Below are 13,016 nucleotides of genomic sequence, written 5' to 3'. Positions count from 1 at the left end.
CCTGCTGAGCATCTACTCGCACCCTTGAGCAGATGCTCATACAAGGGAGGGTTCGTGCCCGCATCGATGTCGGCCGAGGTCACCTCGGGCACGTCTGTGTCACACCGCGCGCCCAGCGCCGAGGACCTCCGGCTCGCCCTGCGGGCGGCGACGCTCTACTACCTCGACGGCCTGACACAAGCCGAGATCGCGGCCCGGCTCGGGGTGTCGCGACCGACCGCCGGACGGTTGGTCGCCCGGGCAAGAGCCCACGGTCTGGTGCGCATCGAGGTGGCCGTCCCCCCGGGTATGCGCGACGACCTGCACGCCGACGCCGAGCGCGAACTCGAGCGGCGCTTCGGCCTGACCGAAGCGGTGGTCACCGGCCACGGCGTCGACGTCGGCGCCCCGGGTCGGCCGGGCGCCTTCGCCAGCGTCGGCCGGGCGGCGGCGGCGCTGCTGGCGCGGCGGCTGGCGCCCGATGACGTGCTCGGCCTCACGTGGGGTCCCGAGCAGGTCGCGGTGGCCACCGCGTTGACGCCCGGTATGGCGCGGTGCCGAGCGGTGGTGCAGCTCAACGGCGCAACGTCGACGGCGGCGTACCAGACCGGTGCCGAGTTCATCCTTACGCGATGTGCAGACGCGTTGCGCGCCAAGGCCATCCGGCTGCCCGCCCCGTTGTACGCCGACCCGTCGACCGTGGCGTCCATGCGCAGCGATTCGCTCATCTCCCGGACGTTGGAAGCCGGAAGGCATGCCGACGCCATGTTGTTCGGGGTGGGTGCGGTGTCGACCTCCACCACCTTGTTCGAGGGCAGTTTCCTGGACACCCGCATGCTCGACGAACTCGTCTCGCTCGGCGCGGTCGGCGAGATCGGCGGCCGGTTCTTCGACGCCGACGGGGTGCCTGTTGATGCCGAGTTGCAGCATCGCGCGGTATCGGTCCCGTTGGAGGACGTCCGGCGCTGCCAGAAAACGATCCTGATCTCCAGTGGCGTCACGAAGTACCACGCCACACTTGGCGCGTTGCGCGGACAGCTGGCCAGGCTGCTGATCTGTGACATCGATTGTGCACGTTGGTTATTGGCACAGTGAAAGGTGGGGCAATGGTAAGGGCGTTACGCAGATGGGCGGCGTGTGCGGCCGCGGCAGGCTTGACGCTGACGGCCGGTTGCGCGGGGGCGGGGACCCTCGGTGCCACAGACCGTACCGTCACGATCGCGATGATCTCCAACTCGCAGATGACTGACGCCCGGGCGCTGTCGCGGCACTTCGAAGCCGCCAACCCCGAGATCCAGTTGCGGTTCATTACGTTGTCGGAGAACCAGGCCCGCGCCAAGATCACCGCGTCGACGGCAATGGGTGGCGGCGAGTTCGACGTTGTGATGATCAGCAACTACGAAACCCCGCAGTGGGCCGAGAACGGTTGGCTGACCAACCTTTCCGACTTCATCGCCGACACCCCCGGTTACGACCAGGATGACTTCATTCCGTCGCTGCGGGAGTCGCTGTCCTATGAGGGCGACATGTACTCGGTGCCGTTCTACGGTGAGTCGTCGTTTCTGATGTACCGCAAGGACCTGTTCGAGCAGGCCGGTATCGACATGCCGCACAACCCGACCTGGCCGCAGGTCGCCGAGGCTGCGGCCAAGCTCGACGGGCCCGACATGGTCGGTATCTGCCTGCGCGGCAAGCCCGGTTGGGGCGAGGTGCTCGCGCCGCTGGACACGGTGATCAACACGTTCGGCGGCCGTTGGTACGACATGGAGTGGAACGCCCAGCTGGACAGCCCCGAAGTCAGCGAGGCCGTGAACTTCTACGTCGATCTGGTGCGTGACCACGGTGAGCCCGGCGCGGCGACAGCCGGGTTCGGCGAGTGCGCAACGCAGTTTGCGCAGGGCCGCGCCGCGATGTGGTACGACGCCACGTCGGCGGTGTCGGTGCTCGAAGACCCCAAGGAGTCCAACGTGGTGGGCAAGGTCGGCTATGCCGTGGCGCCGATGGTGGAGAAGCCGTACCCCGGCTGGTTGTACGCCTGGTCGCTGGGCATCCCCACCTCCAGCGACAAGAAGGAAGACGCGTGGAAGTTCATCGCGTGGATGACCGACAAGAACTACATCAAGCTCGTCGGTGAGGAACTCGGTTGGGCCAGGGTGCCACCCGGCAACCGGCTGTCGACCTACCAGCTGCCGCAGTACCAGGCGGTGTCGGAGGCCTTCGGTGAGGTCACGCTCGAATCGATCGAGAAGGCCAACCCGCAGAAACCCACCGTGGATCCGGTGCCCTACACCGGAGTTCAGTTCCTGGCCATTCCGGAGTTCCAAGATCTCGGAACCAGGGTCAGCCAACAGATCAGCGCTGCCATCGCCGGGCAGAAGTCGGTCGAGGATGCGCTCAAACAGTCCCAGGAATACGCCGAGGTCGTCGGCCGCACCTATCAGGAGAAGCCATGACAACGCTTGAGCGGGAACCCCATACCGACTCCGAGCACGTCGCGCGCATCAAGAAGAAGCAGGATCCCAAGGTCAGCCGGGCCGAAGGCTGGCGCAGACGCGGGCCGCTGCTTCCGGCGCTGATCTTCACGATCATCGTCACGCAGATCCCGTTCCTGTTCACGCTGTACTACTCCACCCTGTCGTGGAACCTGGTGCGGCCCGGCTCGCGTCAGTTCGTGGGACTGCAGAACTACGTCGACGTCGTGCGGGACAGCGTGTTCTGGCAGGCGGCGGTCAACACGGTGGTGATCATCGTGGCTACGGTGTTGATCTCGGTGGTGCTGGGGTTGATCCTGGCGCTGCTGCTTGACCGGGCGTTCCTGGGCCGCGGCGTGGTCCGAACCCTGTTGATCACACCGTTTTTGGTGACCCCCGTCGCCGGTGCGTTGATGTGGAAGACCGCGATGCTCGACCCGGTCTTCGGCATCGTGAACTGGTTGTTGTCCCCGTTCGGCATCGAGGGCATCGACTGGGTCAGCAGGTTCCCGCTGAGTTCGGTGATCCTGGCGCTGGTCTGGCAGTGGACACCGTTCATGATGCTGCTGATCCTCGCCGGTCTTCAGTCGATGCCCCGCGACATCCTGGAAGCCGGCCGGGTCGACGGCGCGAACTCGTTTCAACTCTTCCGTGAGCTGACACTTCCGCACCTGCGCCGGTTCATCGAATTGGGCGCGGTGCTCGGCGCGATCTATCTGGTCAACACCTTTGACCAGATCTACATGATGACCCAGGGCGGTCCGGGCACGGCCAGTGCCAACCTGCCGTTCTACATCTACCAACGCGCGTTCCTGGGCTTCGACATCGGCCAGGCGGCCGCGATGGGCGTCGTCGTGGTGGTGTTCACCATCATCGTCGCCACGTTCGCGCTGCGGATGATCTTCAAGACGTTCACCGGTAAGGAAGAGGCAGCCTGATGACCACTGCAACCACGACCGAAACCCGCACGCCGGTCAAACAAAAAGTCAAGCGCCGCAAGTTCGAACCGTGGGGCGCGGTGGCCTGGATCCTGGGGCTGGGCTTCTTCTTCCCGGTGTTCTGGATGGTCCTGACCGCGTTCAAACAAGAGGTCGACGCCTACACCACCACACCGAAGGTGTTCTTCGTTCCGACGCTGGACCAGTTCAAGGCGGTGTTCGACCAAGGTGTGGGTACGGCGCTGCTGAATTCGGCGTTCGCCACCGGGGTTTCGACCATCGTGGTGCTGCTGTTGGGGGTGCCGGCCGCGTTCGCGCTGTCGCTGCGGCCGGTCCGCAAGACCCAGGATGTGTTGTTCTTCTTCATCAGCACCAAGATGCTGCCGGTCGTTGCGGTGATCATCCCGCTGTACGTGATCGTGTCGAATATCGGCCTGCTGGACAACATCTGGGCGTTGATCGTGTTGTACACCGCGATGAACCTGCCGATCGCGGTGTGGATGATGCGGTCGTTCTTCCTCGAGGTCCCCGGCGAACTGCTGGAGGCGGCGGCTCTCGACGGCGCCAGCACATGGCGTTCGGTGCGGGAGGTGATCCTGCCGCTGGTGTCGCCGGGTATCGCGGCGACGGCGTTGATCTGCGTGATCTTCGCCTGGAACGAGTTCTTCTTCGCGGTGAACCTGACGGCCGTGCAGGCGCAGACCATGCCGGTCTTCATGGTCGGTTTCATCGCGGGTCAAGGCCTGTACTGGGCCAAGCTGTGCGCGGCGGCGACGATGGCCGCGCTGCCGGTGGTTCTCGCAGGGTGGATCGCGCAGAACAAGCTGGTTCGTGGGCTCTCCTTCGGCGCCATCAAATAGAAAGGCACATCCCATGGCGACAATCACTTATCGCAACGCCTCCTGCATCTACGAGGGCTCCGACAAGCTCGCGGTGGACTCGTTGAACCTCGACATCACCGACGGTGAGTTCGTCGTGCTGGTCGGGCCGTCGGGGTCGGGCAAGAGCACCGCGCTGCGCATGCTCGCCGGCCTCGAGGACATCGACGAGGGCACCATCGAGATCGGCGGCCGCGACATGGTCGGCGTGCCCTCCAAGGACCGCGACATCGCGATGGTGTTCCAGAACTACGCGCTGTACCCGAACAAGACCGTCGCGGAGAACATGGGTTTCGCGCTCAAGCTGCGCGGGGTGCCGTCCGCCGAGCGACGCCGCAAGGTCGAGGAAGCCGCCAAAGTGCTTGACCTGGTGGAGTTTCTGGACCGCAAGCCGGCCAAGCTTTCGGGTGGGCAGCGTCAACGTGTCGCGATGGGCCGCGCGATCGTGCGTGAACCGCGGGTGTTCTGCATGGACGAGCCGTTGAGCAACCTCGACGCGAAGCTGCGGGTGCAGACCCGTACCCAGATCGCCGCGTTGCAGCGGCGGCTGGGCACCACCACGGTGTACGTCACCCACGACCAGGTCGAGGCGATGACGATGGGCGACCGGGTGGCGGTGCTGCGCGACGGCAAGCTGCAGCAGTTCGCGTCGCCCAGCGAGCTCTATGACAAACCCCATAACGCGTTCGTGGCCGGTTTCATCGGCTCACCGGCGATGAACCTCATAACGTTGCCGATCACCTCCGACGGGGTTCGCATCGGTGAGGATTCGACGCTGGAGCTCGAGCGCGACCAGATGACGCTGCTGGCCGACTCCGGCCTGGACCAGGTCACCATCGGCATCCGGCCCGAGCAGCTGGAGGTCACCGACTCCGGGGGCGTCGAGGTGATCGTCGACCTGGTCGAGGACCTCGGCAGCGAGGCCTACGTCTACACCCACGCCAGGTCCGGCTCGGGTGTCGAGTTGGTGGCGCGTTCGATGCCGCGCACCGCGCCGCGGCTGGCCGAGACCGTGCGGTTGCGTAAGCGCTCCGACGGCGGTGTGCACCTGTTCCACCCGCAAACGGGTGAGCGGATCGGCTGATTCACTCGTTGGCATCGAGATCTGCAGCAGGGCTGGGCTTTTCACGAAATCACGACCCTCGTGCAGATCTCGACGGTGGTGGGGGCGTCCAACCGCGTCGGGCAAACGCGTCGCGAAGCCGGTGAAGGATGTAGCTGCGGCTGTGCTCCTTCACCACGCGTAGATCGATCCACCCCACGCGGTCGATCAGATCTGTGCGGCCGATGTCGTACACGTACTGTCCGCGGTCTTCGCTGTGGTGTGATCCTTCGTAGTCGAGGGCGACCATCGGCTCGTCGTATCCCATGTCGAGGAACGCTTCGGCGTATCCGTCGCTGACCCGGATTTGTGTCCGAGGTGCAGGTAGTCCGTCATCGATCAGCAGCAGACGCAGCCGGGTTTCCTCAGGTGACTGTGCGCCGCCGTCCATCAGCGCCAGCGCGACCCGGGCACGCCGGACGCCGCGTGCACCTCGATACCGCTCGATCAACGCAAGGGCGTCGGAACTTGTCACACCCGTCGCCACGGCGAGGGCATCCAGATGCGCAACTGCGATGTCGCGGGGTAGGTGGCGCGCGAGGTCCAGCGCCGTACGGGCCGGCGTGGTCACGGCTATCTCGCCGACGGAGGTGATCTCATCTGCGGCGATGCGTTCCTCGTGTACGACGACCCCGCGTCGACGGCGGGTGTGTTCGGCGATCACCTCGATCGGCGTCGACGCATCGATGTACTTGGCACCGTGTAGCGCCGCGGCCGCGCGTCCGGCGATGACGCCCTTGCGGCCCGTCCAGAGCCAGGTCGCGACAGTTTTCAGGTATAGCGTGCGCTCAGCTTCGTTCGGCAGGTACACCCGCGGCAGCACCGCGGTGTGGTTCCAGCGGAGTTGACCGCGCGTAAGCCTGCCGTCTTCGAGTGCTTCGGTGCCCACAAATGGTTGCCACATGGCCGGATCTTGACCGCCAGGACCGACGAGAACCGCCGTCGCGCCGCGATTTCTACGTCAGGGCTGTGGATAACGCGAAATCGCGACCCTGGCGCAGAAATCGGCGCAACAGCGAGGAGCTAGCCGACGACGGCCGGGTTGGCCGGGTTCAGGCCGCTCGGCAGATCGGGGTCCAGGCCTGTTCCCTCGTGGGTGACGGTCTGGTGGGCCATGGGCCGGCAGTTGTTGTCGATCGGCGTCTGATCACCCGAGCAGTAGGGGACCAGATCCTGCGGGTCCGCCGCAGCGTTGGGTGCGCCGATCAGCGCGACCGCCGCGACCAGGCACGCTGCCAGAATCGTCCGCACTGATTCACCGTAGCAGCGGGTATACGTTCGTACTGTGGATCGTTTCGGCCGGGTGAAGCTGACCAACCCTGACAAGGTGCTGTACCCCGCGACGGGCACCACCAAGGCGCAAGTGTTCGACTATTACCTGCGCATCGCCGAGGTCATGATCCCGCACATCGCAGGGCGTCCCGTCACCCGCAAGCGCTGGCCCAACGGCGTAGCGGAGTCCTCGTTCTTCGAAAAGCAACTCGCGTCGTCGGCGCCGGACTGGCTGGACCGCGGCACCGTCGTGCACAAATCCGGCACCACTACGTATCCGGTGATCGACACCGTCGAGGGTGTCGCGTGGCTGGCGCAGCAGGCGTCGTTGGAGGTGCACGTCCCGCAGTGGCGGTTCGTAGACAACAAGCCGGGGCCGGCGACCCGCATCGTATTCGACCTGGACCCCGGCGAGGGCGTCACGATGAAGCAGCTGTGTCAAGTCGCCTCGGCGGTGCGGGAATTGATGAGCGACATCGGGCTGACGACCTTTCCACTCACTAGCGGCAGCAAGGGGCTGCATCTGTATGCACCGCTGGACGACCCGGTCAGCTCGCAGGGTGCAGCGGTGCTCGCCAAACGCGTTGCACAGCAACTGGAAAAGGCGATGCCCAAGCTCGTCACCGCGACCATGACCAAGAGCCAGCGGACCGGGAAGGTGTTCCTCGACTGGAGCCAGAACAACGCGGCCAAGACGACGATCGCGCCGTATTCGCTTCGCGGACGCGAGCATCCGACCGTTGCTGCACCGCGAACATGGGAGGAGATCGAGGATCCGAAGCTGCGCCATCTGGACTTCGACGAGGTGTTGACCCGTGTCGAAGAGATGGGCGATCTGCTCGCCGAGCTCGACGAGGCCATACCCATCGCGGACCGGTTGACCACCTACCGCAGCATGCGCGACCCGTCGAAAACGCCTGAGCCGGTCCCTAATAAGCCGCCGAAGACCGGCGACAACAACCGGTTCGTCATCCAGGAACACCATGCGCGACGGCTGCACTACGACCTGCGCCTCGAACGCGACGGCGTGCTGGTGAGCTGGGCGGTGCCCAAGAACCTGCCCGAAACCCCTGCCGAGAACCGGCTCGCCGTGCACACCGAGGACCACCCGCTGGAGTACCTGACCTTCCACGGCGAGATCCCCAAAGGGGAGTACGGCGGCGGAAAAATGATCATCTGGGATTCGGGCACGTACGAAACCGAGAAGTTCAACGACGTGCCACCCGACGGCGCCGCGAAGGGCGGCGAAGTCATCATCACCCTGCACGGCGACAAGATCCGCGGCCGGTACGCGCTGATCCAGACCGACGGGAAGAACTGGCTGGCCCACCGGATGAAGGATCAAAAGGACCCACACGTCGGCGATCTCGCGCCGATGCTGGCCACCGAGGGTTCGGTGGCCAAGCTCACGGCGGGTCAGTGGGCGTTCGAGGGTAAATGGGACGGCTACCGGGTGTTGGTGGAGGCCGACCGCGGCAGGCTCAGAATACGTTCGCGCCGCGGCCGCGACGTCACCTCCGAGTATCGTCAATTCGAGGCGCTCGCAGCAGATCTCGCCGACCACCACGTGATCCTCGACGGCGAGGCGGTGGCGCTCAACGAGTCGGGCGTGCCGAGTTTCTCCGAAATGCAGAACCGCGCCCGCTCCACGCGGGTGGAATTCTGGGCATTCGACATCCTGAATCTGGACGGCCGCTCGCTGCTGCGCGCCAAGTACTCCGACCGTCGAAAAATACTCGAAGCGCTGGCCGCGGGTGGCGCGCTGATCGTACCCGAACCGCTACCCGGCGACGGCCCGGAGGCGTTGGAGCACGCCAGGAAGAAACGGTGGGAGGGCGTCGTCGCCAAGAAACGCGACTCGACCTACCAACCGGGCCGACGCTCGGCGTCGTGGATCAAGGACAAGCTGTGGAACACCCAAGAAGTCGTGATCGGCGGGTGGCGCCAAGGCGAGGGCGGACGCTCGAGCGGTATCGGCGCACTGGTGCTCGGAATTCCGGACCCAGACAATCCAGCTGGCGGGCTGCAGTTCGTCGGTCGGGTCGGCACGGGCTTCACCGACAAGGCCCTCGCCGACTTGAAGAAGACGCTCAAACCGTTGGAGACCGACGACAGCCCGTTCAACGACCGGTTGCCCCGCCAGGACGCCAAGGGCGTCACGTTCGTGCGTCCCGAACTCGTCGGCGAGGTGCGCTACAGCGAACGCACCTCCGATGACCGTCTGCGCCAGCCGAGTTGGCGCGGGCTGCGGCCCGACAAGGAACCCGACGACGTCAGCTGGGAGTAGGACTACCCCAAAGAAGTGTCAACTGCCCCAACTATGGGTACTGACCACCTCGTCGGGGAACGTAACGCCACCTCAGGGGATGAGAAATGCACAAAATCAGCATGAAACGCGGGGCTCTCGGTCTACTCATGTCAGGGGTGGTCGGCGGGCTGGCCGCAACGACGATCGCGCTGCCCACGGCCGCCGCGCAACCGCAATGCACCGCAGCGGGGTTGAGCACCGCGCTCGGTTCGGTGTCCACCGCGACGGGCGACTACCTGGCCAGCCACTCCGGCGCAAACGACGTCGTCACCAACGCCGGCGCGATGCCCCCCGGTGACGGCGAGAACGCGATCCGTGCCTACTTCGTCGCCCATCCGCAGGAGTGGGCTGATCTGCAAGCGATCGCGCAGCCCCTGCGCACGCTGCGCGAGCAGTGCAATGTCGACGTGGCACCCGCCCAGATCGCGCGGCTGTTCGACGCGATGGCCTCCTAGGCTCGGAGCCGCGAACTGAACAAGTCGTTACGATGAAAATGACATGGGTTGAGCGAACACGCCCTGGAGCCGCCACCTTGACGAAGAGGTGATTCCAATCGGTAGTACGCGTAGCCAATTTTATCGACCGGAACGGACTCGAGTCGAAATAACCGACGCGGCGGACGCGGAGGAATATCTCGAGGACGTATATGCGGCACGGCTGCGGCTGTGTCGCAAACAGGACGATCTCCGCGAGGGTCCGCTGTTGACGCACTCGCGAAGCGCCGTGGGGCCCTTCGCGATTGACGAGATGATCTCGCCCGGTCACCTGGCAGCGGCGCCCGATCCGCTCAACAAAGTTGTCGTGCTGTGGCCGAACCGCGGCAGGTCGGATGTCGAATGTGACGGTTTGACCTGCGAGGTCACCTCCGGCGACATCGCGGTGGCCGCCCAACCCGACCTGCCGCATCGCGTCACATCGCAGGATCTCGCGTGCACGACGGTGCTCGTGGACCCGGCGGTGATGGCCGGTGTGGCGACGGGCCTGCCGAGCGGCCATGCGCCCCTTCCCGTCCGGTTTCACAGCTTCGAACCCGCCGATCTCACTGCGGCGCAGCAGTGGAAGGACACCGTCGACTACGTGAGGCAACACGTCCTGGCCGACGACCTTCTCGCGACACCGCTCGTGGTCGGTCAGGCGGCCCGACTCTTGGCCGCGGTGACCCTGTCGACGTTTCCGAATTCGGCTGTCAGCCAGCCCTCACCCCATGACCGCACCGATCACAAGCCGGTGCTGCTGCGTCGCGCCATGGAGTTCATGGAAGCCAACGCCACCGAGGACATCGCCCTCGCCGACGTTGCCCAGGCAGTGCACGTGACACCCAGGGCCGTGCAGTACATGTTCCGTAGACACTTGGAGACCACACCGCTGCAGTATCTGCGCAGGCTGCGCCTGCACTATGCCCGCCAGGAGCTGTTAGCCGCGGACAGGCTGCACGAGACAGTCACCGAGATCGCGGCCCGTTGGGGTTTTGCGCACACCGGCCGGTTCGCCGTGTTGTACCGGCAGACGTACGGGGAGAGCCCGCATCTCACCGTGCGACGGTAAAGCGGGTCGGGTAACCCCTTTACAGCTTCGCGATGACCTTCTCGGCGAACGACTCCAGATGGCGGATCTTGGTGTCCAGCGGTTCGGTGTCCTGACCGGTGATGTAGGGCAGCCGGAAGCCGACGATCACATCGGTGACGCCCTTGTCCTCGAGGCGTTTGATCCCGTCCAGGGTGAAGGCGTCGGCCGAGATGACGTGGATCTCGAAGGGCCCGGTACGACCCTGTTCCTCTCGAAGCTGATTGAGCCGCTTGATAAGTCGATCAAGCTCCTCGGCGTCGCCGCCGCCGTGCATCCATCCGTCGCAGCGGGCCGCGCGCCGCAACGCGGCGTCGGCGTGGCCGCCGATCAGGATCGGAATCGGCTTCGTCGGCGCGGGCGTCATCTTGGTCTTGGGAATGTCGTAGAACTCGCCGTGGAATTCGAAGTACTCACCGGTGGTCAGGCCCTTGATGATCTCGATGCACTCGTCCATGCGCTTACCGCGTTTGGCGAACGGCACACCCATCACTTCGTAGTCCTCGGGCCATGGGCTGGTGCCGACGCCGAGCCCCAGTCGGTTGTCGAAGAGCGCTGCCAGTGAACCCGCCTGTTTGGCTACCAGCGCGGGCGGGCGGATCGGCAGCTTGAGGACGAAGAAGTTGAACCGCAGCGTCGTGGTGACCGCGCACAGCGCCCCGGCGAGCACGAACGCCTCGATGAACGCCTTGCCGTCGAGGAACTCACGGTTGCCGTCGGGGGTGTAGGGATACTTGGCGTCCGACTCGAGCGGGTAGGCGATGCTGTCCGCGATCGTCATCGCGTGATACCCCGCCGCCTCAGCGGCCTGAGCCAGCGGAAGGTAGTACGTCGGATCCGTCATTGCCTCGGCATAGGTGAAGCGCACTCGACCATCCTAGAACGTGTTCTAGTTTTGGGTTTAGGGTTTGGGCTGACGGGAACCTCGATGCCATGACCGTGGTATCGAAGGCCGTGTACATGCCGCTGCAACTCGCCATCAGCGTGGCCGGCGGTCTGCTGGCGGGCAAGGTGTTCACCGAAATATGGCAGCGGGTCAACCCGTCGGACACCGAACCGCCGGACCCCAAGGATCTCGAGCGCTCCGGGCGTCAAGCGATCGCGGCCGCGGCGCTGCACGGTTTGGTGTTCGGGCTCGTGCGCGCGGCGGTGGACCGCGCCGGTGCGCACGGATATCAGGCCATGACCGACCGCAGCCCGAAGTAGCCCGTCAGTCCACGCCGGCCATCGCGAACGGAGGCGGGCCGACGCCGGCGACGCAATGGGTGCCCCACGGGGTCACCTCCGTCAGGTGACCCGTCGCGGTTCGACCGTCGATGCACACCGACACCTGCTGCGGCAGCCGAAGTGCCGTGCCGGGTGTCCAGCCGAAAACCATTCCGCGCCAGTGGTACCGGCCGTCGACGGGGTCGATGTGACCGGTCAGCCTGACCCGCACGCCGTGGTCGCTGTCTCCCACCCGCAGCGTGGCCGGCCCCTCGAAGACCGCGCTCATCGGGGCAGGAAGCCGCTTCGGCGCCACATGCGGCGCGCTATCGGACCCAACAACCCCACCTCGTCGAGAAATGCGGCCAGCGGCGCGAAGCCCGCGACCTGGGTGTCGTGGCGATGGGGGCTGCTGCGCGCGATGCGCCTGGCCTGCCTGGCGTCAAGACCGACGCGTTGGTACTGCACCTTGTTGGTGAACAGAAAGCGAAAGAAGTAACCCCCGAGCCCGTTGATGTTGGAAACGACGAACTTCGGCAACCGCCGCATGTTCGGCGCCCGTTTGCGCAACCCGTCTCGGGCGAACTGGATGTGCCTGGCCTCCTCGGTGACGTGGATGCGCATCAGGCGCTGCACCAGCGGTTGCAACTCGGCGTCGTCCATCATCTGGCGTTGCAGTGAGTCGAAGATCTCCTCGCCGATCAACGCGGCCACCCACAGCGCGGAGCCCTGGAACACGAACGGTAACGCGTTGATGATCACCCGCTGATACCACTTGGGCCACACCGGCTTTACACCGACACGCTCGATGGCCTTGCCGAACATCACCATATGGCGGGTCTCGTCACCGAGTTCGGTCAGCTCGTAATGGGTGGCGCTCGCGGTCGGATCCTGGTGCATCATCTTGCGCAGCAGTGACTGGTTGAGGATGTTCTCGAACCAGATGCCCGCCGACAGCGTGTTGACCAGTTCCTGGCGGGACAATTCGATCTGCTGCTCGCGAGGCATCGCGTCCCACAGCGATGTGCCGTAGAGCGACACGAGCTTTGGCGGCAGGAAGAACTTGTCCGGGTCCAGTGGCGCGGCCCAGTCGATGTCGACGACGGGCGCGTAGGACTTCTTCACCGACCCCTTCAGCAGACGCTCGGAGAACTCGGCGCGGGTTGGAGCAGTCATCGTCGACGGTCCCTTCGGTGACGGTTCTCTCACGGTAAGCACGGCGAGCCCGCCAGTCAATACCCGCGGTACTGCATACTTCCGGTACCGGCCTGGTTTGGCTCTGCACGCCGCGGGTAAGAG

14 protein-coding genes are annotated in these 13,016 nt (G+C 65.3%); 9 read left to right on the top strand and 5 right to left on the bottom strand.

Annotated features, from left to right (window positions below):
* Nucleotides 1–66: 66 nt before the first annotated feature.
* From ABQE93_RS11725 to ABQE93_RS11705, 5 genes are read left to right on the top strand one after another with little or no spacing between them, the layout of a single operon-like run.
* Nucleotides 67–1,074 carry a sugar-binding transcriptional regulator gene (locus ABQE93_RS11725; RefSeq protein ID WP_448408053.1) on the top strand — a complete coding sequence of 336 codons (1,008 nt, stop codon included), beginning with the start codon at nucleotides 67–69 and terminating at the stop codon, nucleotides 1,072–1,074.
* An 11-nt stretch (nucleotides 1,075–1,085) separates the two neighbouring features.
* Nucleotides 1,086–2,432, top strand: coding sequence for an ABC transporter substrate-binding protein (locus ABQE93_RS11720; RefSeq protein ID WP_448407773.1), 1,347 nt, complete (start codon nucleotides 1,086–1,088; stop codon nucleotides 2,430–2,432).
* Complete coding sequence (locus ABQE93_RS11715; RefSeq protein ID WP_448407774.1) at nucleotides 2,429–3,388, top strand: carbohydrate ABC transporter permease; 960 nt, start codon at nucleotides 2,429–2,431, stop codon at nucleotides 3,386–3,388. The genes ABQE93_RS11720 and ABQE93_RS11715 overlap by 4 nt, the downstream gene beginning before the upstream one ends.
* Nucleotides 3,388–4,248, top strand: a complete 861-nt coding sequence (locus tag ABQE93_RS11710) for a carbohydrate ABC transporter permease (RefSeq protein ID WP_448407776.1) — start codon at nucleotides 3,388–3,390, stop codon at nucleotides 4,246–4,248. Before ABQE93_RS11715 ends, ABQE93_RS11710 begins: the two co-directional genes overlap by 1 nt.
* Before the next feature lie 13 nt (nucleotides 4,249–4,261).
* Nucleotides 4,262–5,350 (top strand): ABC transporter ATP-binding protein, encoded by a 1,089-nt coding sequence (locus tag ABQE93_RS11705; RefSeq protein ID WP_448407778.1) that lies wholly within the window; start codon nucleotides 4,262–4,264, stop codon nucleotides 5,348–5,350.
* Between the two features lie 49 nt (nucleotides 5,351–5,399).
* Here ABQE93_RS11705 and ABQE93_RS11700 read toward each other — a convergent pair whose 3' ends face one another.
* Nucleotides 5,400–6,272 carry a type IV toxin-antitoxin system AbiEi family antitoxin gene (locus tag ABQE93_RS11700; protein ID WP_448407780.1) on the bottom strand — a complete coding sequence of 291 codons (873 nt, stop codon included), beginning with the start codon at nucleotides 6,270–6,272 and terminating at the stop codon, nucleotides 5,400–5,402.
* A gap of 119 nt (nucleotides 6,273–6,391) precedes the next feature.
* Entirely contained in the window at nucleotides 6,392–6,619 is a 228-nt protein-coding gene (locus tag ABQE93_RS11695) for a hypothetical protein (RefSeq protein ID WP_448407782.1), read from the bottom strand.
* A 34-nt stretch (nucleotides 6,620–6,653) separates the two neighbouring features.
* Between ABQE93_RS11695 and ABQE93_RS11690 the strand changes: the two genes are divergently transcribed.
* From ABQE93_RS11690 to ABQE93_RS11680, 3 genes are all read left to right on the top strand, one after another.
* The gene (locus tag ABQE93_RS11690; protein WP_448407783.1) at nucleotides 6,654–8,927 is read left to right on the top strand and encodes an ATP-dependent DNA ligase; all 2,274 of its coding nucleotides are present in this window, start codon (nucleotides 6,654–6,656) and stop codon (nucleotides 8,925–8,927) included.
* A 101-nt stretch (nucleotides 8,928–9,028) separates the two neighbouring features.
* Nucleotides 9,029–9,403, top strand: coding sequence for a hemophore-related protein (locus ABQE93_RS11685; RefSeq protein ID WP_448407785.1), 375 nt, complete (start codon nucleotides 9,029–9,031; stop codon nucleotides 9,401–9,403).
* A 247-nt stretch (nucleotides 9,404–9,650) separates the two neighbouring features.
* Nucleotides 9,651–10,493, top strand: a complete 843-nt coding sequence (locus ABQE93_RS11680; protein ID WP_448407787.1) for an AraC family transcriptional regulator — start codon at nucleotides 9,651–9,653, stop codon at nucleotides 10,491–10,493.
* A 19-nt stretch (nucleotides 10,494–10,512) separates the two neighbouring features.
* On the opposite strand, the gene ABQE93_RS11675 is transcribed toward ABQE93_RS11680, so the two are convergent.
* The gene (locus ABQE93_RS11675) at nucleotides 10,513–11,379 is read right to left on the bottom strand and encodes a TIGR03619 family F420-dependent LLM class oxidoreductase (protein WP_448407789.1); all 867 of its coding nucleotides are present in this window, start codon (nucleotides 11,377–11,379) and stop codon (nucleotides 10,513–10,515) included.
* Between the two features lie 65 nt (nucleotides 11,380–11,444).
* Here ABQE93_RS11675 and ABQE93_RS11670 point away from each other — a divergent pair, with 65 nt between their 5' ends.
* Nucleotides 11,445–11,717, top strand: coding sequence for a DUF4235 domain-containing protein (locus tag ABQE93_RS11670; protein ID WP_448407791.1), 273 nt, complete (start codon nucleotides 11,445–11,447; stop codon nucleotides 11,715–11,717).
* Nucleotides 11,718–11,721: 4 nt separating this feature from the next.
* Here the strand turns inward: ABQE93_RS11670 and ABQE93_RS11665 are convergent, their stop codons facing one another.
* Both ABQE93_RS11665 and ABQE93_RS11660 read right to left on the bottom strand, forming a co-directional pair.
* Nucleotides 11,722–12,006, bottom strand: coding sequence for a DUF4873 domain-containing protein (locus ABQE93_RS11665; RefSeq protein ID WP_448407792.1), 285 nt, complete (start codon nucleotides 12,004–12,006; stop codon nucleotides 11,722–11,724).
* The gene (locus ABQE93_RS11660; protein WP_448407793.1) at nucleotides 12,003–12,893 is read right to left on the bottom strand and encodes an AurF N-oxygenase family protein; all 891 of its coding nucleotides are present in this window, start codon (nucleotides 12,891–12,893) and stop codon (nucleotides 12,003–12,005) included. Before ABQE93_RS11660 ends, ABQE93_RS11665 begins: the two co-directional genes overlap by 4 nt.
* Nucleotides 12,894–13,016 lie beyond the last annotated feature (123 nt).

The sequence above is a fragment of the Mycolicibacterium sp. XJ662 genome (assembly GCF_053484035.1).
This window is presented reverse-complemented; position numbering and strand designations above follow the sequence as displayed.

Bases quoted from the DNA above. Each gene is read 5' to 3' on its own strand.
- ABQE93_RS11725 (WP_448408053.1), top strand. From the start codon at position 67: ATGTCGGCCGAGGTCACCTCGGGCACGTCTGTGTCACACCGCGCGCCC.
- ABQE93_RS11720 (WP_448407773.1), top strand. From the start codon at position 1,086: ATGGTAAGGGCGTTACGCAGATGGGCGGCGTGTGCGGCCGCGGCAGGC.
- ABQE93_RS11715 (WP_448407774.1), top strand. From the start codon at position 2,429: ATGACAACGCTTGAGCGGGAACCCCATACCGACTCCGAGCACGTCGCG.
- ABQE93_RS11710 (WP_448407776.1), top strand. From the start codon at position 3,388: ATGACCACTGCAACCACGACCGAAACCCGCACGCCGGTCAAACAAAAA.
- ABQE93_RS11705 (WP_448407778.1), top strand. From the start codon at position 4,262: ATGGCGACAATCACTTATCGCAACGCCTCCTGCATCTACGAGGGCTCC.
- ABQE93_RS11700 (WP_448407780.1), bottom strand. From the start codon at position 6,272: ATGTGGCAACCATTTGTGGGCACCGAAGCACTCGAAGACGGCAGGCTT.
- ABQE93_RS11685 (WP_448407785.1), top strand. From the start codon at position 9,029: ATGAAACGCGGGGCTCTCGGTCTACTCATGTCAGGGGTGGTCGGCGGG.
- ABQE93_RS11670 (WP_448407791.1), top strand. From the start codon at position 11,445: ATGACCGTGGTATCGAAGGCCGTGTACATGCCGCTGCAACTCGCCATC.
- ABQE93_RS11665 (WP_448407792.1), bottom strand. From the start codon at position 12,006: ATGAGCGCGGTCTTCGAGGGGCCGGCCACGCTGCGGGTGGGAGACAGC.
- ABQE93_RS11660 (WP_448407793.1), bottom strand. From the start codon at position 12,893: ATGACTGCTCCAACCCGCGCCGAGTTCTCCGAGCGTCTGCTGAAGGGG.